This is a genomic window from Mesorhizobium sp. M0522, assembly GCF_040321085.1.
In the GTDB taxonomy this organism is placed as follows: Bacteria; Pseudomonadota; Alphaproteobacteria; order Rhizobiales; family Rhizobiaceae; genus Mesorhizobium.
In genome coordinates, this window is sequence record NZ_JAMYQW010000011.1 from 1 (window position 1) to 18,241 (window position 18,241).

Annotated in this window: 14 protein-coding genes; 8 read left to right on the forward strand and 6 right to left on the reverse strand. The window is 63.0% G+C overall.

Going from position 1 to position 18,241, the window contains the following annotated elements; translation table 11 throughout:
- Positions 1-220: 220 nt before the first annotated feature.
- The 4 genes from NKI58_RS14510 to NKI58_RS14525 are packed head-to-tail and all read right to left on the reverse strand — an operon-like array spanning position 221 to position 4,069.
- On the reverse strand, positions 221-466 hold the full coding sequence (locus NKI58_RS14510) for a MoaD/ThiS family protein (RefSeq protein WP_023675441.1): 246 nt from the start codon (positions 464-466) through the stop codon (positions 221-223).
- Positions 466-2,730: a xanthine dehydrogenase family protein molybdopterin-binding subunit gene (locus tag NKI58_RS14515; protein WP_352620525.1), complete on the reverse strand. Its 2,265-nt coding sequence runs from the start codon at positions 2,728-2,730 to the stop codon at positions 466-468. Before NKI58_RS14515 ends, NKI58_RS14510 begins: the two co-directional genes overlap by 1 nt.
- A 2-nt stretch (positions 2,731-2,732) precedes the next feature.
- Positions 2,733-3,209 (reverse strand): (2Fe-2S)-binding protein, encoded by a 477-nt coding sequence (locus NKI58_RS14520; protein WP_352539334.1) that lies wholly within the window; start codon positions 3,207-3,209, stop codon positions 2,733-2,735.
- The gene (locus NKI58_RS14525; RefSeq protein ID WP_352620425.1) at positions 3,209-4,069 is read right to left on the reverse strand and encodes an FAD binding domain-containing protein; all 861 of its coding nucleotides are present in this window, start codon (positions 4,067-4,069) and stop codon (positions 3,209-3,211) included. The genes NKI58_RS14520 and NKI58_RS14525 overlap by 1 nt, the downstream gene beginning before the upstream one ends.
- Positions 4,070-4,396: 327 nt before the next feature.
- Here NKI58_RS14525 and NKI58_RS14530 point away from each other — a divergent pair, with 327 nt between their 5' ends.
- The gene (locus NKI58_RS14530) at positions 4,397-6,697 is read left to right on the forward strand and encodes a hypothetical protein (protein WP_352620426.1); all 2,301 of its coding nucleotides are present in this window, start codon (positions 4,397-4,399) and stop codon (positions 6,695-6,697) included.
- A 220-nt stretch (positions 6,698-6,917) separates the two neighbouring features.
- Here the strand turns inward: NKI58_RS14530 and NKI58_RS14535 are convergent, their stop codons facing one another.
- Together NKI58_RS14535 and NKI58_RS14540 are read right to left on the reverse strand one after the other, a co-directional pair.
- Positions 6,918-8,561, reverse strand: a complete 1,644-nt coding sequence (locus NKI58_RS14535) for an MFS transporter (RefSeq protein WP_352586591.1) — start codon at positions 8,559-8,561, stop codon at positions 6,918-6,920.
- A gap of 237 nt (positions 8,562-8,798) precedes the next feature.
- On the reverse strand, positions 8,799-9,830 hold the full coding sequence (locus NKI58_RS14540) for a histone deacetylase family protein (protein ID WP_352786994.1): 1,032 nt from the start codon (positions 9,828-9,830) through the stop codon (positions 8,799-8,801).
- A gap of 141 nt (positions 9,831-9,971) precedes the next feature.
- Between NKI58_RS14540 and NKI58_RS14545 the strand changes: the two genes are divergently transcribed.
- The 7 genes from NKI58_RS14545 (at position 9,972) to NKI58_RS14575 (ending at position 18,129) form a co-directional block, all read left to right on the forward strand.
- Positions 9,972-11,675 carry an amidohydrolase gene (locus NKI58_RS14545; RefSeq protein ID WP_352786995.1) on the forward strand — a complete coding sequence of 568 codons (1,704 nt, stop codon included), beginning with the start codon at positions 9,972-9,974 and terminating at the stop codon, positions 11,673-11,675.
- Positions 11,676-11,777: 102 nt separating this feature from the next.
- Entirely contained in the window at positions 11,778-12,872 is a 1,095-nt protein-coding gene (locus NKI58_RS14550; protein WP_352787029.1) for an ABC transporter ATP-binding protein, read from the forward strand.
- On the forward strand, positions 12,872-13,801 hold the full coding sequence (locus NKI58_RS14555) for an ABC transporter permease (protein ID WP_023675452.1): 930 nt from the start codon (positions 12,872-12,874) through the stop codon (positions 13,799-13,801). The genes NKI58_RS14550 and NKI58_RS14555 overlap by 1 nt, the downstream gene beginning before the upstream one ends.
- A complete protein-coding gene (locus tag NKI58_RS14560) occupies positions 13,794-14,606 on the forward strand; it encodes an ABC transporter permease (RefSeq protein WP_023675453.1) in 813 nt (270 codons plus the stop codon). Before NKI58_RS14555 ends, NKI58_RS14560 begins: the two co-directional genes overlap by 8 nt.
- A gap of 27 nt (positions 14,607-14,633) precedes the next feature.
- Positions 14,634-15,662: an extracellular solute-binding protein gene (locus tag NKI58_RS14565; RefSeq protein WP_352454102.1), complete on the forward strand. Its 1,029-nt coding sequence runs from the start codon at positions 14,634-14,636 to the stop codon at positions 15,660-15,662.
- Between the two features lie 62 nt (positions 15,663-15,724).
- Positions 15,725-16,921, forward strand: coding sequence for a serine hydrolase domain-containing protein (locus NKI58_RS14570; protein WP_352454103.1), 1,197 nt, complete (start codon positions 15,725-15,727; stop codon positions 16,919-16,921).
- Positions 16,922-16,947: 26 nt separating this feature from the next.
- Positions 16,948-18,129: a serine hydrolase domain-containing protein gene (locus NKI58_RS14575; protein WP_352786996.1), complete on the forward strand. Its 1,182-nt coding sequence runs from the start codon at positions 16,948-16,950 to the stop codon at positions 18,127-18,129.
- The last annotated feature ends 112 nt before the right edge of the window (positions 18,130-18,241 follow it).

Consider the following 18,241-nt stretch of genomic DNA (forward strand, 5'->3'; position numbering starts at 1 on the left):
ACCCCTGATCGATTAAAGCCTCACCGACGCTGCCAACGAAGCTCACGCCTCAAACCCCGCGCCCCTCCCGCGAGCGGGTTCGTTCTCTGACACAGAAGCAGTCATCGAAAAGGAGCCAAACTCGCAGGCTGAACTGGCCAAGAATTCTCGTGGATAGCCGAGGTTTTTCTCGAGCCTAGGCCATGTCTTGGTCGTCAATGGGTAGGACAGGGTTGTTCAGTTATCCCCCGGCAAGGCGCGGCAGCAGGAAAATCTCCGCCCCTTCCGGCAGTTCCTTCGACCAGGTGTCGCGATAGATCGTCCCGTCGATGGCGACGGCGATGCCGCGATCGATGTAGGGCTCGAGGCCGGGATACTGTTCAGCCAGTTTCCTGAACAGCTCCCTTATGTCCTTCGCCTCGATCTCGACCTTGCTCTTGCCTCCGGCGATCGCGCCGAGCGATCCCCAGAGCGTTACTTCGACCATCAGCCTTCCCGTTCTGCCTCGAGCGCCGCCAGGATGCGCGGCGGCGACATCGGGATGTGCGTCATGCGCACGCCCGCGGCGTTCGACACCGCATTGGCGATCGCCGCCAGCGGCGGCACGATCGAGGTCTCGCCGACGCCGCGCACCCCGTAGGGATGGTTGGGATTGGGGATCTCGAGGATCTGCGTGTCGATCATCGGCAGGTCCGAGCAGACCGGGATGCGGTAATCGAGGAAGCCAGGGTTCTGCAGCCGCCCGTCCTTGCCGTAGATATACTCCTCGTTAAGCGCCCAGCCGATGCCTTGCGCGGCACCGCCCTGGTACTGCCCCTCGACATAAGTCGGATGCACCGCCTTGCCGGCGTCCTGAACGACGGTGTAGCGCAGCACCCTGGTCGAGCCTGTCTCGGGATCCACCTCGATATCGCAGATATGGGTGGCGAAGGAGACGCCGGCGCCGTCGGCGACGAGCTCACTGTGCCCTGCAATGGGTCCGCCCGTCTTTCCGGAAGCGGCCGCGATCTCCTTCATCGACAGCGGCGAAAGGTTGCCGTGCGTCGCGCCTTTGGCAATCGCGTGACCCTCTTCCCAGACCACGTCGTCGACGGGTATGTCCCACATCTGCGCGGCGCGCTGCCTGAGGACCTTGATGGCGTTGCGAGCGGCGGAGATCGTCGCCATCGAAGACGAGAAGGTGCCGCGGCTGCCGTCCGTCATATCGTTATAGCCGAGGCTGGAGGTATCGGCGACCACCGCCTTGATTTGCTCATAGGGGATACCGAGCTCCTCCGCCGCCACCAGCGACAGCGAGGCGCGGGAACCACCCACGTCGACAGTGCCGACGGCAAGCGAGACCGAACCGTCCATGCCGATGTTGAGGTCGGTGCAGGTCTGGCCACCGAAATTGAACCAGAAGCCGCAGGCCATTCCGCGGCCCTGATTCTTGCCGAGCGGCGCCTTCATATGCGGGTGGTTCTTCACCGCCTCCAGCGTCGGCCCGATGCCGATCGGGCCGTATACCGGGCCGTAGGAGGATCTGGTGCCTTCCTGCGCCGCGTTCCTGATCCGGAACTCGACCGGGTCCATGCCGATCTCCTTGGCCAGCTCGTCGACCGCGCTTTCCACCGCAAACGCCGCCATCGGAGCCGACGGCGCGCGATAGGCCGCGGTCTTGGGCCGGTTGACCAGCACTTCGTAGCCGACCGTCTTGACGTTCTCGAGCTTGTAGCAGGCAAAGGCCGTCATGGCGCCGATCTCGGCCCACATGCCGGCATAGGGGCCGCAGGAATAGCGCAGCGTCGCCTCGGCCGCCGTGATCGTGCCGTCCTTGCGGGCGCCGATCCTGACGTCGATCGAGGTGGCGCTGGTCGGGCCAGACGCGCGGAACACCTCGTCGCGCGTCATGACCAGCTTGACCGGCCGGCCGGCCTTGCGCGACAGCGCCAGCGCCACCGGCTCGGCCCAGACATGGGTCTTGCCACCGAAACCGCCGCCGATCTCCGACGAGGTGACGCGCAGCTTCGAGGCTTCCATGCCAAGCAGCTGGGCGCAGTGTTGGCGGTAGACAAAATGGCCTTGCGTACAGACCCACAGGTCGGCGGTGCCGTCGGAGCTGACATTGGCCACGCAGGCATGCGGCTCGATATAGCCCTGGTGCGTCTGCTCGGTCTTGAAGGAGCGTTCGACGACGAAATCGGCCTGGCCGAAACCTTCATGGATGTCGCCATGGCCGTACTGGGTGCGCTTGGTGACGTTTGAAGGCTTGACGGGCTTTTGCTCGAGGCCCTCGGTGAAGATGGCGTCGTTGATCAGGGGTGCGGAGTGCTTCATCGCCTCGTCGACGTCGGTGACATGCGGCAGCACCTCGTAGTCGACCTCGATCAGCTTCAGTGCCTGCCTCGCCGTGCGAGCATCGACCGCCGCGACCGCGGCCACGGCATGGCCGTCATAGAGCGCTTTCTTGCGCGCCATGCAGTTGTCGAGGATGTCGTACATGGCGGAATCGCCGTCGGTAAGGTCGGGCAGGTCGGCCGCGGTGATCACGGCCTTGACGCCGGCGAGCTTCTCCGCCTTCGACGTGTCGATCTTCCTGATCGTGGCATGCGCATGGGGGCTTCTGAGAACGCGCCCGACCAGTTGCCCGGCCATGTTGAAGTCGGCGCCATAGCGTGCGCGGCCCGTCACCTTGTCGACGCCGTCGGGACGGATGGGACGCGTGCCGACAGAGGTGAAATTGCGTCCGGAGTAACGCGGATCGAAATTCATCGTCATGCTCCCTTCATCACGCTGGCGGCGTCCTGAACGGCACGCACGATCTTGTCGTAGCCGGTGCAGCGGCAGAGGTTCCCGGCGAGGCCGAAGCGGATCTCCTCCTCGGTCGGATCGGGGTTCTTGGCCAAAAGGTCCTTCGCCGCTATCAAGAAGCCCGGCGTGCAGACGCCGCATTGAAGTGCGGCGTGTTCCAGAAATTTCTGCTGCAGCGGATGCAGCCTGTCGCCATGTGCCATGCCCTCGATGGTCTCGACGTGCCGGCCCTCGGCCTCCGCGCCGAGCACCAGGCACGAGCACACCAGCCGATCGTCGAGGATGATGCTGCAGGCCCCACAGTCGCCGGTGCCGCAGCCTTCCTTGGCGCCCGTCAGCCCCAGGCGATCGCGCAGGACATCAAGCAGCGTCTCGTCCGGCTGGCAAAGAAACTCGACATTGTCGCCGTTGATTGTCGTTGATACTGCCACACCAGCCATCATTTGCCTCCTGCGCGTGCATAGGCGGTCGTGGCGGCCCGCTTGGCCAGCACACCCGCGACTTTCCGTCTGAATTCGATAGTGCCGCGCTTGTCGTCGATCGGGCGGCAGGCGCCCGAGCAGACCTTGGCGAGCCTCTCCAGCGTGGCTTCGTCCAGCTTGGAGCCGATGAGAACCTCGGCGGCCTCCTCGACCAGAATCACCGTCGGCGCCACGGCGCCCAACGCCAGACGGGCGGATTTGACGCGACCTTGCTCATCGAGCGTCAAGTTCACGCCGGCGCTTACCACCGCGATGTCCATCTCCGTGCGCGGAATGAAACGCAGATAGGCATCGCCCGAACGCGGCAGACGGCTGTCGAGCAGGATTGCCTCGACGATCTCGCCCTTGGCCAGCGACGTCTTGCCCGGCCCAGTCGGCACCGCTTCCACGGCAATCGTGCGCCTGGTTCCCGGGCCGACGACCACAGCCTTGGCGCCAGCGGCCACCAGCGCCGGCACGCTGTCGGCGGCCGGCGAGGCGTTGCACAGATTGCCGACGATGGTGCAGCGTCCCTGCACCTGCTTCGAGCCGATCAGCTTGGCCGCTTCGACGACGCCGGGCCATGCCTTCTGCAGGGCCGTGTTCTCGCCCAGCATGGCGCAGGGGACCGCGGCGCCGATGCTGAAGCCCTCGGCTGTTTCCCTGATCTCGCCAAGCCCGTCGATCGCCTTGATGTCGACGATCAGGTCGGGTTCGATAAAGCCGCCTTTCATTCGCACCAAGAGGTCGCTGCCTCCGGCGAGGATGGCGGCCGTGCCGGCTGAACCGGCCAACAGGCCGGCGGCGTCTTCAATTGAAAGCGGACGTATGTAACGCATCGTCTCCCCTTAGTGGTCATAGTCACACCAACTGATATAACCGTCTCTCCACAATGGCCATCCTGTTCGTGCATTCGCGGATTGGGCCAGGCGCCGCAATTTCATTTGCTCGTCCAATTGGACGCGCCGCCAGCCACTAATGCTCGATCGGTCCCTTCGGCATGACCAGCGCGGTGCCGGCTGTCGTCGGGCGCTCGATCATGCGACGGACGCGAGCGCAGTCCAGCACCGCGCCGACCCATCCGTAAGTCATCCGTAAGTGCGCTCCCTCTATGTCCTGTTTCGAACCAGGCGACATGTCTGCGCCGTACAGAGAGGGAAACGAACATGAGCACGCTCCTTGCACCAATTGTGATTGGCCCCGTATCGGTCTTGAGTACCTCGGTCCGTATCGATGGGCCGCTTCCCGGCTCGAGCATTTCCCTCCTGGTAAATGGCGTACCCGTCCCTGCGGTAAATGCCGGCGCCACAACCAGTACCTTTGTGCCGGTCGCCGCAGGCTCCCTCAACGTGGGAGATGCATTGACCGCACGTTGGACGCTCGGCGCCGAAACCAGTGATCCAAGCCCGGTCCCGATCGTCGTGCTCGGGTATCCCTCGACGCTAAGCGCATTGGTGTATTTGAGTCAGGTGCACGAGTGCGTCGACTGGGTGCTGATAGGCGCAGCCTATCCTGGCGCCACGGTCGAGATTTTCAACGGCGGCGCATTGATTGGCAGCGATACTGCACGCGGAAATGTCGTACCAGTGCGCATTCGCGGGGCGATCCAGGCCAACGATGTGCTTAGCGCAGTGCAGTCCGTTCAGACGCCTGCCGGACAGGTGAAGAGCAGTCAGACCCCGAGCTTGCCCGCCGAACAGACGCCGTATCGGGAAAATACCATGCCGGCACCAGCAGTCGGCCCGGTTCCTGGGTGCGCGCAAGCAGTACCCGTCAGGGGGTTGGCTCAAGGCGCCACCACGAAGGTCCACTTCAATGGCGACGTGCTGGAATATCCTTTCGTCGGTGCCAACCTCCTGGCGCTGCTTGGCCGTGCCGCGCACAATCCGGATGTCTTCAGCGCCACGCAGCACTTCGAGCGCTGCAATGCATCAAGTCCGTCATCTGCCCCTCCGGTGATCGTCGACGAAACCTTGCCGGTTAGAAAGCCCGTAATCGACGCCTCACAGTACTCCTGCCCGGCAGCCCGTGCTTTGCCTATCTCCAATCTCGAGCCCGGCGCGACATTGACGATCCAACTTGTCGATCCGACTTCGGGTGCAGCTACCGTGCTCGGGAGAATCGGAGTCGGCGAGGATGTGAGTTCCGGCCAATACTGGATTCCCGACGTGTCGGCCCTGATCCCGGCCTCGCCGCCGTTTCCATCGCTCGTCGTCATCCAGGAGCTATGCGGCAAGACAGCCACATCGGATAAGTTGCTGGTGGTAGGGTCTTACCAGGGCAGCGTATTTCCGCCGACCGTCATGGAGCCTGCATTTGAATGTGCAAGCGGCGCTTTCGTCAACAGCGTCGACAACGCGGTCGTACGTTTGTACTCGGATGCGCCAGATTCTCCTGTAATCAGCAAGCCCGTATTCAGTTTTGGCGGCCTCGTCTGGGTCGAGACATTTCGGCCGTTGCGCGCCGGCGAGCACATTCACGCCGAGCTGGAGCTTACTTGTCAGCCCCTCGCGCTTCGGGTCGGGGGCCCGATCAAAGTGTCCGACCTGACCCCACTCAAGACCCCGGATATTCAACAGCCCGTCCGGGTCTTCCAGCGGTTAATTTACGTATCAGGCGTGATTCCCGGGGCGCGCGTGCATGTATTCGTGAACGGGAAGTGGCGCGCCAGCGATACGCCACTTGGTTGGACGACGCTCTTCTTCGGGATTTACGTGGGCGAGCTCAAGGTAGAAGACCAAATTACGGTGATGCAGACATTGTGCACGAAGATGTCTCCGCTCACCAGAGTTCCCGTCAATGTCACCCTCGGGGAAATGCTGCTCTCCGCGGCTCCCCCGTCCCTGATAGCGGGCCAGCCGGCGACGATAACCATCAAAGCAGTCGACGCCGATAACAAGTCCCAATCGGTTGGAGGGACCATATCGCAAGGGGGCGCGGTGGTCGGGGCCACCAACACAGCGTTCACGCTATCTCCGCCGACCGGCCAAGCATCGGTCAGCTTGCAAGTTGCAGCCGTTGGCTACAAGACCGAGACCATCAGTATTCCCCTTACTGCGGCGCCGGTCGTCAAGCCGGCGATGCTGACGATAGCAACGGGTCTCTGGTTCAACGCCACCAAGAAAGAAATCACTGAAATCACCTGGCACCTGCAGGGGCCATCCGGCAGCTTTTCAAAGACCGAAAAGCCGAACGCAGAGCCGGCGTTGGTTCAGTTCGCGTTGCCCAAGCCGGCCGGCGGCGGGTTCACGCCGTTCACTCTCAGCTGCGAGGTCACATTCCAGTTCCAGGATTTCAATTTCATCTCAGGCGTATCTGGGACGAGGTCGAGTGACTTTATCGAGGGAGGCCTCATAAAGCCGTCTCCATCAACCGTCGAGATGTATTGGAGCGGTACCGACCTGACGATCAACTTCCTGGTAAAGTGGATACAGCAGGGCGATTATTTCGTCATAGAGCTCATGTAGTCGAATCGCCAGCGGAAGGGCGTCAGGGTGGCTGGAGCGGTTCATCGTTTCACGGAAACGGCGAACCGCTCTGTCTCTTCCGGACGGAAAACCGTTTCACACTTTTCCTGGAATTGCGCTGGAGCGGGATGCGTTCAAATTGAACGGTGCATCCCGCTTTATCTATTTGTTTTAACCGCATTTCTGCGACGTCAAGTGATTCCCTTGGCTGCAAAATGCTTTAATGCTCGATCGGTCCCTTCGGCATGACCAGCGCCGTGCCTGCTGTCGTCGGGCGCTCGATCATGCGACGGACGCGAGGTGGCTCGTTGCCGCTGTGCAGCGCCCTTATGCGCTCGCCGATGACCGCGTCGGCGTAGGTGGCGCGCCGATTGTGGCGGATATATTCGACCCAGGTCGGCGTGTGGTAGTGCTCGATCCATATCGAGGGATTTTCGAGATCGCGCGCCAATGTCCAGTTGCGGGCGCCGTCACGGCGGCGAACGCGGCCGCGCTCGGCCATGGTGGCGAGGAATTCCGGTACGTCCTCGTTGCGGATGACATATTCGATCATGATGGCGATGGGACCGCTGCGCGGCTTGAGATCAAGCGCCAGATGCGGCTCCTGAAAACGGTTGAGCGGGTCGAGGTTGAGCACCGCCTGCTGCGGCAGCGGCAGCAGCAGGCCGATGGCGCCTCCCGCCAGCATGGCGACACTGGCCGCCATCAGGGCGACTTCGGCGCCATGCGCGTCGGCGACGACGCCCCAGACCCAGCTGCCGAGCGCGATGCCGCCGAAGGTCGCGGTCTGGTAGACCGAAAGCACGCGGCCGACCACCCAGCGCGGCGTCGACATCTGGACGGTGACGTTGAAGTGCGAAAGCGCGGTCACCCAGCAGGCGCCGCCGAGCAGCAGGCCGAGCGACGTCTGCCAGGCATGATTGCTGACGGCGGCGTTGAAGGCGCAGACGGCGAAGCCGGCGAATGCCATGCGCACCATGGTTTCGCTGGACAGCAGCTGCCGCAGCCTGACGCTGGTCAGCGCGCCGCCGACGGCGCCGATGCCGAAGGCGCCGAGCATGATGCCGTAGCTCAAGGCATCACCCTTGACGACGTCGCGCGCGACCAGCGGCAGCAGCGCCAGGACCGCGCCGGCGCTGAAGCCGAAAGCCGAGCTCCTGACCAGCACCTTGCCGATGTTAGGCGACATGGCGACGTAGCGCAGGCCGGCGCCCATTGCGGCGCCCAGCGTCTCGCGCGGCAAGGTCGATGCCGGCAGTTCCGGCTTCCAGCGGGCCAGCACGACGATGAGGCCGACATAGCTCAGCGTGTTGACGGCGAAGGCCGCGGCAGCGCCTGCCGCGGCAACGATGATGCCACCGATCGCCGGGCCGACGCTGCGCGTCAGGTTGAAGCCCATCGAGTTGAGCGCAATCGCCGCCGGCACCTTGGTGCGAGGCACCATGTCGCCGACCGAAGCCTGCCAGGACGGGCTGTTGAGCGCGGTGCCGCTGTCGATCAGGAAGGTGAAGGCGAGCAGCGTCCACGGCGTCATCAGGTCGAGATAGGTGAAGACGGTCAGAAGAGCCGAGACGACGAGCATGAAGATCTGCGCAATCAGCATGATTTTGCGCCGGTTGAAGCTGTCGGCGATAGCGCCGGCCAGCAGCGCAAACAGCATGATCGGCAAGGTGGTCGAGGCCTGCACCAATGCCACCTGGTAGGACGAGGTGGCGATCGTCGTCATCATCCAGGCGGCGCCAACGCCCTGGATGAGGCCGCCGAAATTGGAGACGAGGCTGGCGGACCACACCGCCCGGAAGATGCCGTGCCGGAACGGCGCCAGCGCCGAGGCGCTTTCGCTTTCCGGTGTGTCGTCGTTCATAAATGCTGTCCCGGGCTCAAATGCGTTTGTTCTTCCGATCAATCGGCCCCGCAAGCCGTGGGTTCAAAAAATAGAACATCATTTCGCAAAGGGCGAACGCATTCTGGAAAAACATCATGGTCCAACAACAAGATAGCGGGCAGGTCAGCGCGTGCCGCTGCAGGCTGAACGATCGGTCAGGCAGGCGGTACCGCTTGCCGAGCGCTGCCATGTGATTGGCAGGCACCGGCGGCACTTCTAGCGGTCCTCGAAGCCGGTCAGCACGCCGACGGCGTTGATGCCGATCTCCTCGACGGCGTAGCCGCCTTCCATGACGAACAGCGTCGGCAGGCCGAGCCTGGCGATGCGGCGGCCGATCCGGGGATAGTCGGGGGTCTTCAGCTTGAACTGGCTGATCGGGTCCTTCTCGAAAGTGTCGACGCCGAGTGAAACCACGACGACGTCAGGAGCATAAGCCGAAAGCCTCGTGCAAGCGTCCTCGAGTGAGGCGTTCCACACGTCCCAGCCGGTGCCGAAGGGCATCGGGTAATTGTCGTTGAAGCCTTCGCCGTCGCCCTCGCCGCGTTCGTCGGCATGGCCGAGGAAAAAGGGATATTCGGTCATCGGATCGCCATGCAGGTTCAGCACCTGAACGTCACCGCGGCGATAGAATATCTCCTGGGTGCCGTTGCCGTGGTGATAATCGATGTCGAGGATCGAAACGCGCCCGGCGCCATGGTCGCGGAACCATTGCGCGGCGACGGCGGCGTTGTTGATGAAGCAATAGCCGCCCATGAAGGCCGCCCCTGCATGGTGCCCTGGCGGGCGGCAGAGGGCGAAGGCGGAAGGCTCACCGGCCTTGACCAGCGCCGCGGCGGTCAGCGCGACGTCATAGGACGACTTGATCGCATCCCATGTGCCTTTGACGAACGTCGCGCCACCGTCGAAGGAGTAGAAGCCGAGCAGCGCATCGATGCCTTTCGGGCGCACGTCGCCGCGAAGGCCGCGCGTCGGCCAGGTGAAGGGAATGGCCGAACCGCTGCGGCCCGACGCTTCCCAGAGCGGCCACACGGTCGGCAGGAAATCGATGTAGTCGCTGGCATGCACCTTCCTGGCGCCGGCGAGGTCGTGGCTTTCCGGCGGCAGGATCGGACCGAGCTTCTCGCTCTCCACTCGCGCCCTGATGAACTCGGCGCGCGAGGGCTTTTCGAAAGCCGGCACGATGGCGCCGGCGATCAGTTCGACATTGCCGGCATGACCGGCATGGAAAGGCGAAAAAACAGTCTTCATGAAATTGTTCCGTGGTGAGACGCGGCGACCCTAACCGTCCTGCACTGCCTTTCACAAGGCGCTGGGCCAATCGCCCATGGCTTGCTGGCCCGGCAGCCGGTCGTCTAGCCTGCCGGCAGCGCAACCGAACCGCGGGTAATCATGAGTTCAAATGCCGACCTGATCGTCACCAATGCCCGTGTGCTGACCATGGACGAAGGCAATCCGACGGCCGAGGCGGTGGCGATAAAGGACGGCAACATCCTGGCGGTTGGCGATCGCCGGACGATCGAGGCGCTGAAAGGGCCGGCCACGAAGATCATCGATGCGCAAGGCGGTTCGGTGGTGCCGGGCTTCATCGAAGCGCACATGCATCTTTTCGGCGGCGCGGCCGAACTCGACAATCTGCATCTTCAGGGCGTGCATGGCTTCGATGCGCTGAGCGACGCGATCCGCGCCTACGCTGCGGCACGGCCGAACGCCAAATTGCTGCTTGGGGCCGGCGTCGACTACACCATCCTTTCCAAGGAAGAGCCGGTCACCCGCCATCATCTCGACCGCATTATCCCCGACCGGCCGTTCGCCATGTCTGCTTCCGATCACCACACGATGTGGGCCAACACCAAGGCGCTGGAACTGGCAGGCATCCTGCACGGCAAGCAACTCGGCCCCGGCAACGAGATCGTCATGGGCGCCGACGGCCTTGCGGCGGGCGAATTGCGCGAGGGCGAGGCGTTCGGGCCGATCCTCGAGCTTTCCGGGCAGAATCGCGTTCGGCTCGGCCTCGCGACAGGCGGTGAGCCCGACCCATACCCTTCCGCCGCTGAAATCGCGGCCGACCGCGACCTGATGCATCGCGGGCTGGAATGGTGCGCCCGCCACGGCATCACCTCAATCCAGAACATGGACGGCAATCTCTACCAGCTCGAACTGCTTGCCGGGTTGGAGCAGGAAGGCCGGCTGCTCTGCCGCACCAAGATACCTTTTCATTTCAAGAACTTCATGACGCTCGACAGGCTGGAAAAAGCGTCGAGGATGGCTTCCTCCTACCAATCGGAATGGCTGTCGTCCGGCATGGTCAAGATGTTTTACGACGGCGTGCTGGAAGGCTGGACCGCGGTCATGGTCGACGACTATGCCGACCGGCCGGGCTGGCGCGGTGAGCCGCTGTTCACGCCAGAGCATTTCGCCGAGGTGGCGCTGGAGGCCGACCGGCGCGGCCTGCAGGTCGCCGTGCATTCGATCGGCGACGGCGCGGTGCGCGCGGTTCTGGACGGTTACGAGGCGGCGCAGCGGAAGAACGGCAAACGCGACAGCCGGCACCGGGTCGAGCACATCGAGGTCACCACTGCCGCCGACGTGCCGCGCTTCGCCGAACTCGGCGTCGTCGCCTCGATGCAGCCGCCGCACCCGCCCGGCGCCATGGACTTCCCGCTGGAGCCGACGCTCTCGCGCATCGGCCGCGAAAGATGGCCGCTCAGCTATGCCTGGCGGACGCTGAAGCAGGCGGGTGCGCATGTCGTCTTCGCTTCCGACTGGCCGGTGTCGCGGATCGAGCCGATCCTGGGCATTCAGGCGGCGATGCTGCGCAAACCTTGGGCAGACGGCGTTCCCGACCAGAGCTTCTCGCTGTTGGAAGCGCTTGCGGGCTATACAGTCGAAGGCGCTTATGCCGAATTCATGGAGCACCGCAAGGGCCGGCTGAAAACCGGCTATCTGGCCGATCTGGTGGTGCTGTCGGCCGATATCGAGACAACTGAACCGGGTTTGTTACACAAGGTGCATCCGGTGACTACCATCTGCGGCGGCAAGATCAGTCATCAGGTTGATGATGGGGCTGACGATGGCACGGAGCTTGCGTTCTGAACCGAGATTCAGATGCATGGTTGCCAAGCCGACCGGCATATGCTGACAATCGAATGGGAACTGGATCCGCCAACAAGAGCGGACATGAAAATGGGGAAGTGCGTGCCGGATCAGCCGGGTAAGAGTGCAATCGAAGTCCGCGGCGTCCGCAAGGTGTTCGGTACCGGTGACGCACAAGTCGCCGCTCTCGACACGGTTTCGGTGTCGATCCGCGAGAATGAGTTCTTCACGCTGCTGGGGCCGTCGGGCTGCGGAAAGACGACGCTGCTGCGGCTGATCGCCGGCTTTGACTTCCCCAGCGAAGGCGAAATCCTGCTGCACGGCCACGACATCGCGCCGCTGCCGCCGTTCAAGCGGCCGGTCAACACCGTCTTCCAGTCCTATGCGCTGTTCCCGCACATGACGGTGGCCGAGAATATCGGCTTCGGCCTGGAGATGCTGGGCAAGCCGAAAGCCGAAATCAAGGCGCGCGTCGCCGAGATGCTGAAGCTGGTCAAGATGGAGGCGCTGAGTGCCCGCCGCACCAGCCAGATCTCCGGCGGCCAGCAGCAGCGTGTCGCACTGGCGCGCGCGCTGGCGCCGCAGCCGAAAGTGCTGTTGCTCGACGAGCCGCTGTCGGCACTCGACTACAAGCTGCGCAAGGAAATGCAGATCGAACTGAAACGGCTGCAGCACCAGACCGGCATCACCTTCATCTTCGTCACCCACGACCAGGAGGAGGCGCTGACCATGTCCGACCGCATCGCGGTGATGTCGGCCGGCAAGATCCTGCAGGTCGGCACGCCCTGGGACATCTATGACAAGCCGGCCGAGCGCTTCGTCGCCGACTTCATCGGCGAAACCAATTTCCTGACCGCAGCCATCACCGACATCGGCAACGGCAAGGCTCGCGCGACCCTCAAATCCGGCGCAACGATCGACGCGACCGTGGCTGAAGGCTTCCAGCCGAAGGATAATGCTACCGTGGTGGTCAGGCCGGAACACGCCAAGCTGACCAGCGGCAAGGGCGACCTTTCCGGAACCATCGAAAACATCGTCTATTTCGGTACCGACACGCATATTCATGTCCAACTGGACAGCGGCGAAGCCTTCACCGTGCGCCAGCAGAACACGCGCAGCGCAGGCTGCGGTTTCGAGCGGGGCGACAAGGTCGGCGTCTCGATCGGCAGCGACGCCGCGCAAGTGCTGAGGGATTGATGGCGAGCGCGTTTTCCCAAGCTGCATTGTTCGAAGCAGAGGCGGAGAAGGCCAGCGCCAGGCGCCACCGCCTGCTTTCGTTGCCAGCTTTGATAATCATCGGCATTTTCGGCGTGCTGCCGCTTCTCATCATCGTCATCTATTCATTTCTTGCCGCAGCACCCTATGGCGGCGTGCAGTGGCAATTCTCGACCGACGCCTATCTGAACTTCCTGTTCCAGCGCGACATCTTCGACGACACGCTGCAGTTCACGCCGGATTTCCTGATCATCTATCTGCGCTCGTTCGTCTTCGCCGTGGTGACGACGGTCATCTGCCTGCTGCTCGGCTTTCCGACAGCCTATTTCATGGCCACGCGACCGCCGGCGCAGCGCAACTGGTGGGTGCTGCTGATCACCATCCCGTTCTGGTCGAACCTGCTGGTGCGCACTCTTGCCATCATGTTCATCATCCGCGACGAGGGCCTCATCAACAACGCACTGATGGCTCTGGGGGTGATCGAGAAACCGATCACCATGCTCTACACCAACTTCGCCATCCAGCTCGGCCTGTTATACTCGTTCCTGCCGTTCATGGTGCTGCCGCTCTATTCCAGCCTGGAGAAGCTGGATTTCCGGCTGGTCGAGGCCGCCTACGATCTCTATGCGACCCGTCGGCAGGTGCTATGGCGGGTGATCATCCCGCTGTCGCTGCCCGGCATCATCGCCGGCTGCCTGCTTGTGTTCATTCCGGCCCTCGGCGCCTATGTGACGCCGCTGATCCTCGGCGGCGGTATCCACCTGATGATCGGCGATCTCATCGCCCAGCAATTCGGCTCCGGGCGCAACTGGCCGCTCGGCTGCGCGCAGGCGCTGATCCTGATGGCAGCGGTGCTGGTGGCGCTCTACTTCTATGTCCGTAACACGTCGGGGAAGATGAGGCATGGCTGACCCCCGCAGCGCCGATATCAAGGACCAACCGGGCTTCCGCTCGATCGCCATCATCTGCCTCTGCGTGCTCTACGCGCCGATCCTGATCCTGATGATCTTCTCGCTGAACACCGGGTCTCTGGTCACGCGTTGGGAAGGCATCGGGCTCGGTTGGTATGGGAGTGCGCTGCTCAACCAGGAATTCCACAACGCCGCCAAGAACACGCTGATCATCTCTGTCACCGCCACGATCATTTCGACGATCGCCGCGACGCTGGCGGCGATCGGCATGACCCGGGTCAAGCCGTGGCGCGGGCTGTCGGCCGCCTTCATGGTCATCAACCTGCCGCTGATGGTTCCGGAGATCATCACGGCGGTGGCGACGCTCTCGTTCTTTGCGCTGATCGCGGGCACTCTCGGGCTCAATTTCGGTATCGGCAATCTGATCCTCGCCCACACCGTCTTTTGCATTCCTTTCGCCTATATGCCGATCCGGGCGCGTCTCGAGGACATGGATCTGACGCTCGAAGCTGCCGCGGCCGATCTCTATGCCACGCCCTGGCATGCTTTCCGGCGCATAACGCTGCCATTGCTAGTTCCCGGCATCCTGTCGGGTGGGGCGCTCGCCTTCATCGTCTCCTTCGACGATTTCACCATCACGCAGCTGGTCGCCGGCCCCGGGCAGACGACGCTGCCCCTCTACATCTGGAACCAGATCAGGCGGCCGATGACGCCGGAGATCAATGCCATCTCCACCATCCTGCTGCTGGTGTCGATCCTGTTCGTCTCGATATCGTTCCTGATCGCGCGCCGCCGCGCCAAGTGAGTCAATGGGAAGGCAAAGGAGACTGTGATGTCTAGGAAACTGATGGCTGCCGTTTCGACGGCAGCACTTTTATGGGCAGTACCTGCACTCGCCGATGGTGAGCTGCACATCTACAATTGGGGTGATTACACCAACCCCAAGCTGATCGAGAAATTCGAAAAACAATACAACGTCAAGGTGACGCTGGACGACTACGATTCCAACGAGACCATGCTGTCGAAGGTGCGCGCCGGCAATTCCGGCTACGACATCGTCGTCCCATCCGACTACACCGTGAAGATCATGATCGATGAGGGCCTGCTCGAAAAGACCGAGCCCAATGCGATGCCGAACGGCAAGAACCTCGACCCGCGCTTCGTCGACATCTACTGGGACAAAGGCCGTCACTACACCGTGCCGTGGCAGTTCGGCACCACCGCGTTCGAAGTCAACACCGACAAATACAAGGGCGACATCGACACGCTGGCAATCCTGTTCGACCCGCCGGACGAGTTGAAAGGCCAGATCAACATGCTCGACGATGTCAACACCGTGATGCACGCGGCCGAGCGCTATGCCGGCGTGCCGCGTTGCGGCGCCGACAAGGCCAATCTGAAGAAGGTCAACGACATTCTCATGGCCGCCAAGCCGTCATGGAAGACCTTCAGCTACGACACCATCACCAAGATCACCTCGGGCGATGTGATCGTCACGGAGGCGTGGAACGGCGCAACCTATCGTGCGCGCCAGAAAATTCCGGCGATCAAATACGCCTATCCCAAGGAAGGCATCGAAGGCTGGATGGACAATGTGGCCGTGCTGAAAGGCGCGAAGAACCTTGAAAATGCGAAGCTGTTTCAGGATTTCGTCATGGCCCCGGAAAACGCCGCGCTGATTTCGGAATTCGCCGGTTACGACAACGGCATTACCGGGAGCCACAAATTCCTGCCGTCGGACTTCGCCAGCGCGCCGGAAATCAATCCGCCGGCCGGTGCGCCGACTGCGGAATTCGTGCCACCTTGCCCACCGGAAGTGGTCGAGATCTACAACAAGATCTGGACCAATCTGCGCAAATAGGCTCGACGTGGGATCGATCGAAGGGAGGCTTCGGCCTCCCTTCTTTGCGACAAGGGGATTGGATGAAATCTTATCGCAACAGCGAACCGGCGCCGCCGATCATGCAGGGTTCGCCGCCGCGGATGGTGCCGCCGAAGCTCGACTGGGACCGGCCGCCATGGAACCGCTGGGCGTTCCAGCATATCCGCGAAATCCTGCCGACCGTCGAAGTCTGGCGCGGCAATGGCCATCGGCATCGCTTCGAGCGCGCCGAGGTCGATCTCGACGCGCTGCCGGTGAACGACAGCATGGGTCAGCCGACGACACTCGCCGGACTGCTCGATGAGACCTATACGGACGGGTTCCTCGTGCTCAAGGACGGCAAGGTCGCCTATGAGCGCTACTTCAACGGCATGACCGAGCGCACGCTGCATCTGTCGCAGTCGATGGCGAAGTCGGTCACCGCCTCGGTGTTCGGCATACTGGTCGGGCGCGGGCTGATCGATCCGGCTTTGCCGGTGACGACCTATCTGCCGGAGCTGGAACCGACCGGCTGGGAAGGCGCCAGCGTGCAGCATGTGCTCGACATGACGAGCGGGGTGCGCTTTTCCGAGGAATACACCGATCCCCATTCGGACATCGGCCAGGTCGATGTAGCCATCGGCTGGAAGCCGGTGCCGCCGGGCAGCGATCCGGTCTTCCGCTGGCCATCGCATATGTTCGAACTGATCCTGGGGCTCAAGGAAAAGAGCCGGCCGCACGGCGCCGCCTTCGAATACCGCTCGATCGAGACCGACGTGCTTGCCTTCATCATGGAGCGGGTGAGCGGCAAAAGGCTGGCGCAGCTGATTTCGGAAGAGCTCTGGCAAAAGCTCGGCGCCGATGAAAGCGCCTGCTTCACTGTCGACAGCGCCGGTTATGCGGTCGCCGACGGCGGTTTCAACGCCACGCTGCGCGATTATGGCCGCTTCGGCCAGCTGATCCTCGACAATGGAGGCGGCATCGTACCGGCCGACTGGATCGAGGCGACGCGCAATGGCAGGCATGGACCGGATTTCAGTCCCAGCCTGCCGGAAGGCAGCTACCGCAACCAGTTCTGGATCGAGGACCCGCGCTCGCGAGCGCTGATGTGCCGGGGCGTGTTCGGGCAGCTGATCCGTATCGACTGGGATACGAAAATGGTCGTGGTGAAGCTTTCGAGCTATCCGGATTTCACCAACATCGGCTATTCGGTGGCGACGCTGAAGGCCGTGCATGCCATTGCCGCGGCGCTCGCCTGAACCTCAAAGAAATCCGCAGGACCACCATGACCGGCAAGACCGCGTTCGAAACCAGATACGGCTTTGCCCGCAGTGAAGTGCTGCTCGGCAACTGGCGCGAAAGCCCGTTCAGCCGGTGGTCGTTCCAGAATGTCGGCGAGTTGGTGCCGAGCGCTGCCGTGGCGGCACAGCCGGGCAGCAGCGAAGCGCCGGCCCAGGATTTCGGCGGGTTACTTGGTGAAAAGGTCGCGCTTGCAGGCGGGGCGGAGACGGTCGCGGCTTTTCTCAGGCGCTCCGATACCGACGCGCTGACGATCATGAAACGCGGCAAATTCGTCGGCGACTGGTTCGCGCCGCATATGGGGTTTGGGGCGCGCCACATCGTCTTTTCGATCAGCAAGTCGCTGACCGCCATTGTTGCCGGCATATTGGAAGGCGAGGGGATTTTCGATCCGCAGGCACCGGTAAGCCTCTATCTGCCCGAAGCCGTCGGCTCGGCCTATGGCGACGCGCGTGTGCGGCACGTGCTCGACATGAGTGTCAGCCTCGATTTCGAAGAGGCCTATCTCGATCCGGAAAGTGCCTTCGCCCGCTACCGCCGCGCCATGCTGTGGAATCCGGGCGGGGGCACCGAGAGCCTGGCCACTTTCCTCATGACGCTGCAGGGTCTGGCCGAGCCGCATGGCCGGACGTTCCGCTACCGTTCGCCCAATTCCGACCTGCTCGGCATCCTGCTGGAACGTGCGTCTGGCCGGCGCTTCGCCGATCTGATGCACGAAAAATTATGGGCGCCGCTCGGCGCCGTCAGCGACGCCTCGGTGACAGTCGACATGGAAGGTACGGCGCGCACCGCCGGCGGCATTTCGGTGACACCGCGCGACCTCGCGCGCGTCGGCGAGATGATGCGGCAAGGCGGCACGGCCAATGGCCGCCGTGTCGTGCCGGAAGCCTGGGTGCGCGACACGGCCGAAACTGGCGGTGACGCCGAGGCCTGGCGGCGCGGCACGATGGCGTTCCTGTTTCCGCGTGGCCGCTACCGCAACAAATGGTACCAGACGGGCGCGGCAAGCGGCGCCGTCTGCGGCATCGGCATCCACGGCCAGTGGCTTTACGTCAATCCGAAGGCCGAAATGGTAATCGCAAAGATGTCGTCGCAGCCGGTACCGGTCGACGATCCGCTCGATCTGGATATGGTTTCCTTCTTCGAGGCGCTGAGCCGGATGGTCTGATCCGATCCAGACAGCCGACCTTTCCTGTGGACCTCTCGCCGGGTTGAAAATGGCGCAGTTGGCGCAGCAGTGCTCCGCGCCTATGGTCGCGTCTCTTTTCGACGAATAGCAG

Coding starts and splice junctions, on each gene's coding strand:
- NKI58_RS14510 (WP_023675441.1), bottom strand. CDS start 466: ATGGTCGAAGTAACGCTCTGGGGATCGCTCGGCGCGATCGCCGGAGGC.
- NKI58_RS14515 (WP_352620525.1), bottom strand. CDS start 2,730: ATGAATTTCGATCCGCGTTACTCCGGACGCAATTTCACCTCTGTCGGC.
- NKI58_RS14520 (WP_352539334.1), bottom strand. CDS start 3,209: ATGGCTGGTGTGGCAGTATCAACGACAATCAACGGCGACAATGTCGAG.
- NKI58_RS14525 (WP_352620425.1), bottom strand. CDS start 4,069: ATGCGTTACATACGTCCGCTTTCAATTGAAGACGCCGCCGGCCTGTTG.
- NKI58_RS14530 (WP_352620426.1), top strand. CDS start 4,397: ATGAGCACGCTCCTTGCACCAATTGTGATTGGCCCCGTATCGGTCTTG.
- NKI58_RS14535 (WP_352586591.1), bottom strand. CDS start 8,561: ATGAACGACGACACACCGGAAAGCGAAAGCGCCTCGGCGCTGGCGCCG.
- NKI58_RS14540 (WP_352786994.1), bottom strand. CDS start 9,830: ATGAAGACTGTTTTTTCGCCTTTCCATGCCGGTCATGCCGGCAATGTC.
- NKI58_RS14545 (WP_352786995.1), top strand. CDS start 9,972: ATGAGTTCAAATGCCGACCTGATCGTCACCAATGCCCGTGTGCTGACC.
- NKI58_RS14555 (WP_023675452.1), top strand. CDS start 12,872: ATGGCGAGCGCGTTTTCCCAAGCTGCATTGTTCGAAGCAGAGGCGGAG.
- NKI58_RS14560 (WP_023675453.1), top strand. CDS start 13,794: ATGGCTGACCCCCGCAGCGCCGATATCAAGGACCAACCGGGCTTCCGC.
- NKI58_RS14565 (WP_352454102.1), top strand. CDS start 14,634: ATGTCTAGGAAACTGATGGCTGCCGTTTCGACGGCAGCACTTTTATGG.
- NKI58_RS14570 (WP_352454103.1), top strand. CDS start 15,725: ATGAAATCTTATCGCAACAGCGAACCGGCGCCGCCGATCATGCAGGGT.
- NKI58_RS14575 (WP_352786996.1), top strand. CDS start 16,948: ATGACCGGCAAGACCGCGTTCGAAACCAGATACGGCTTTGCCCGCAGT.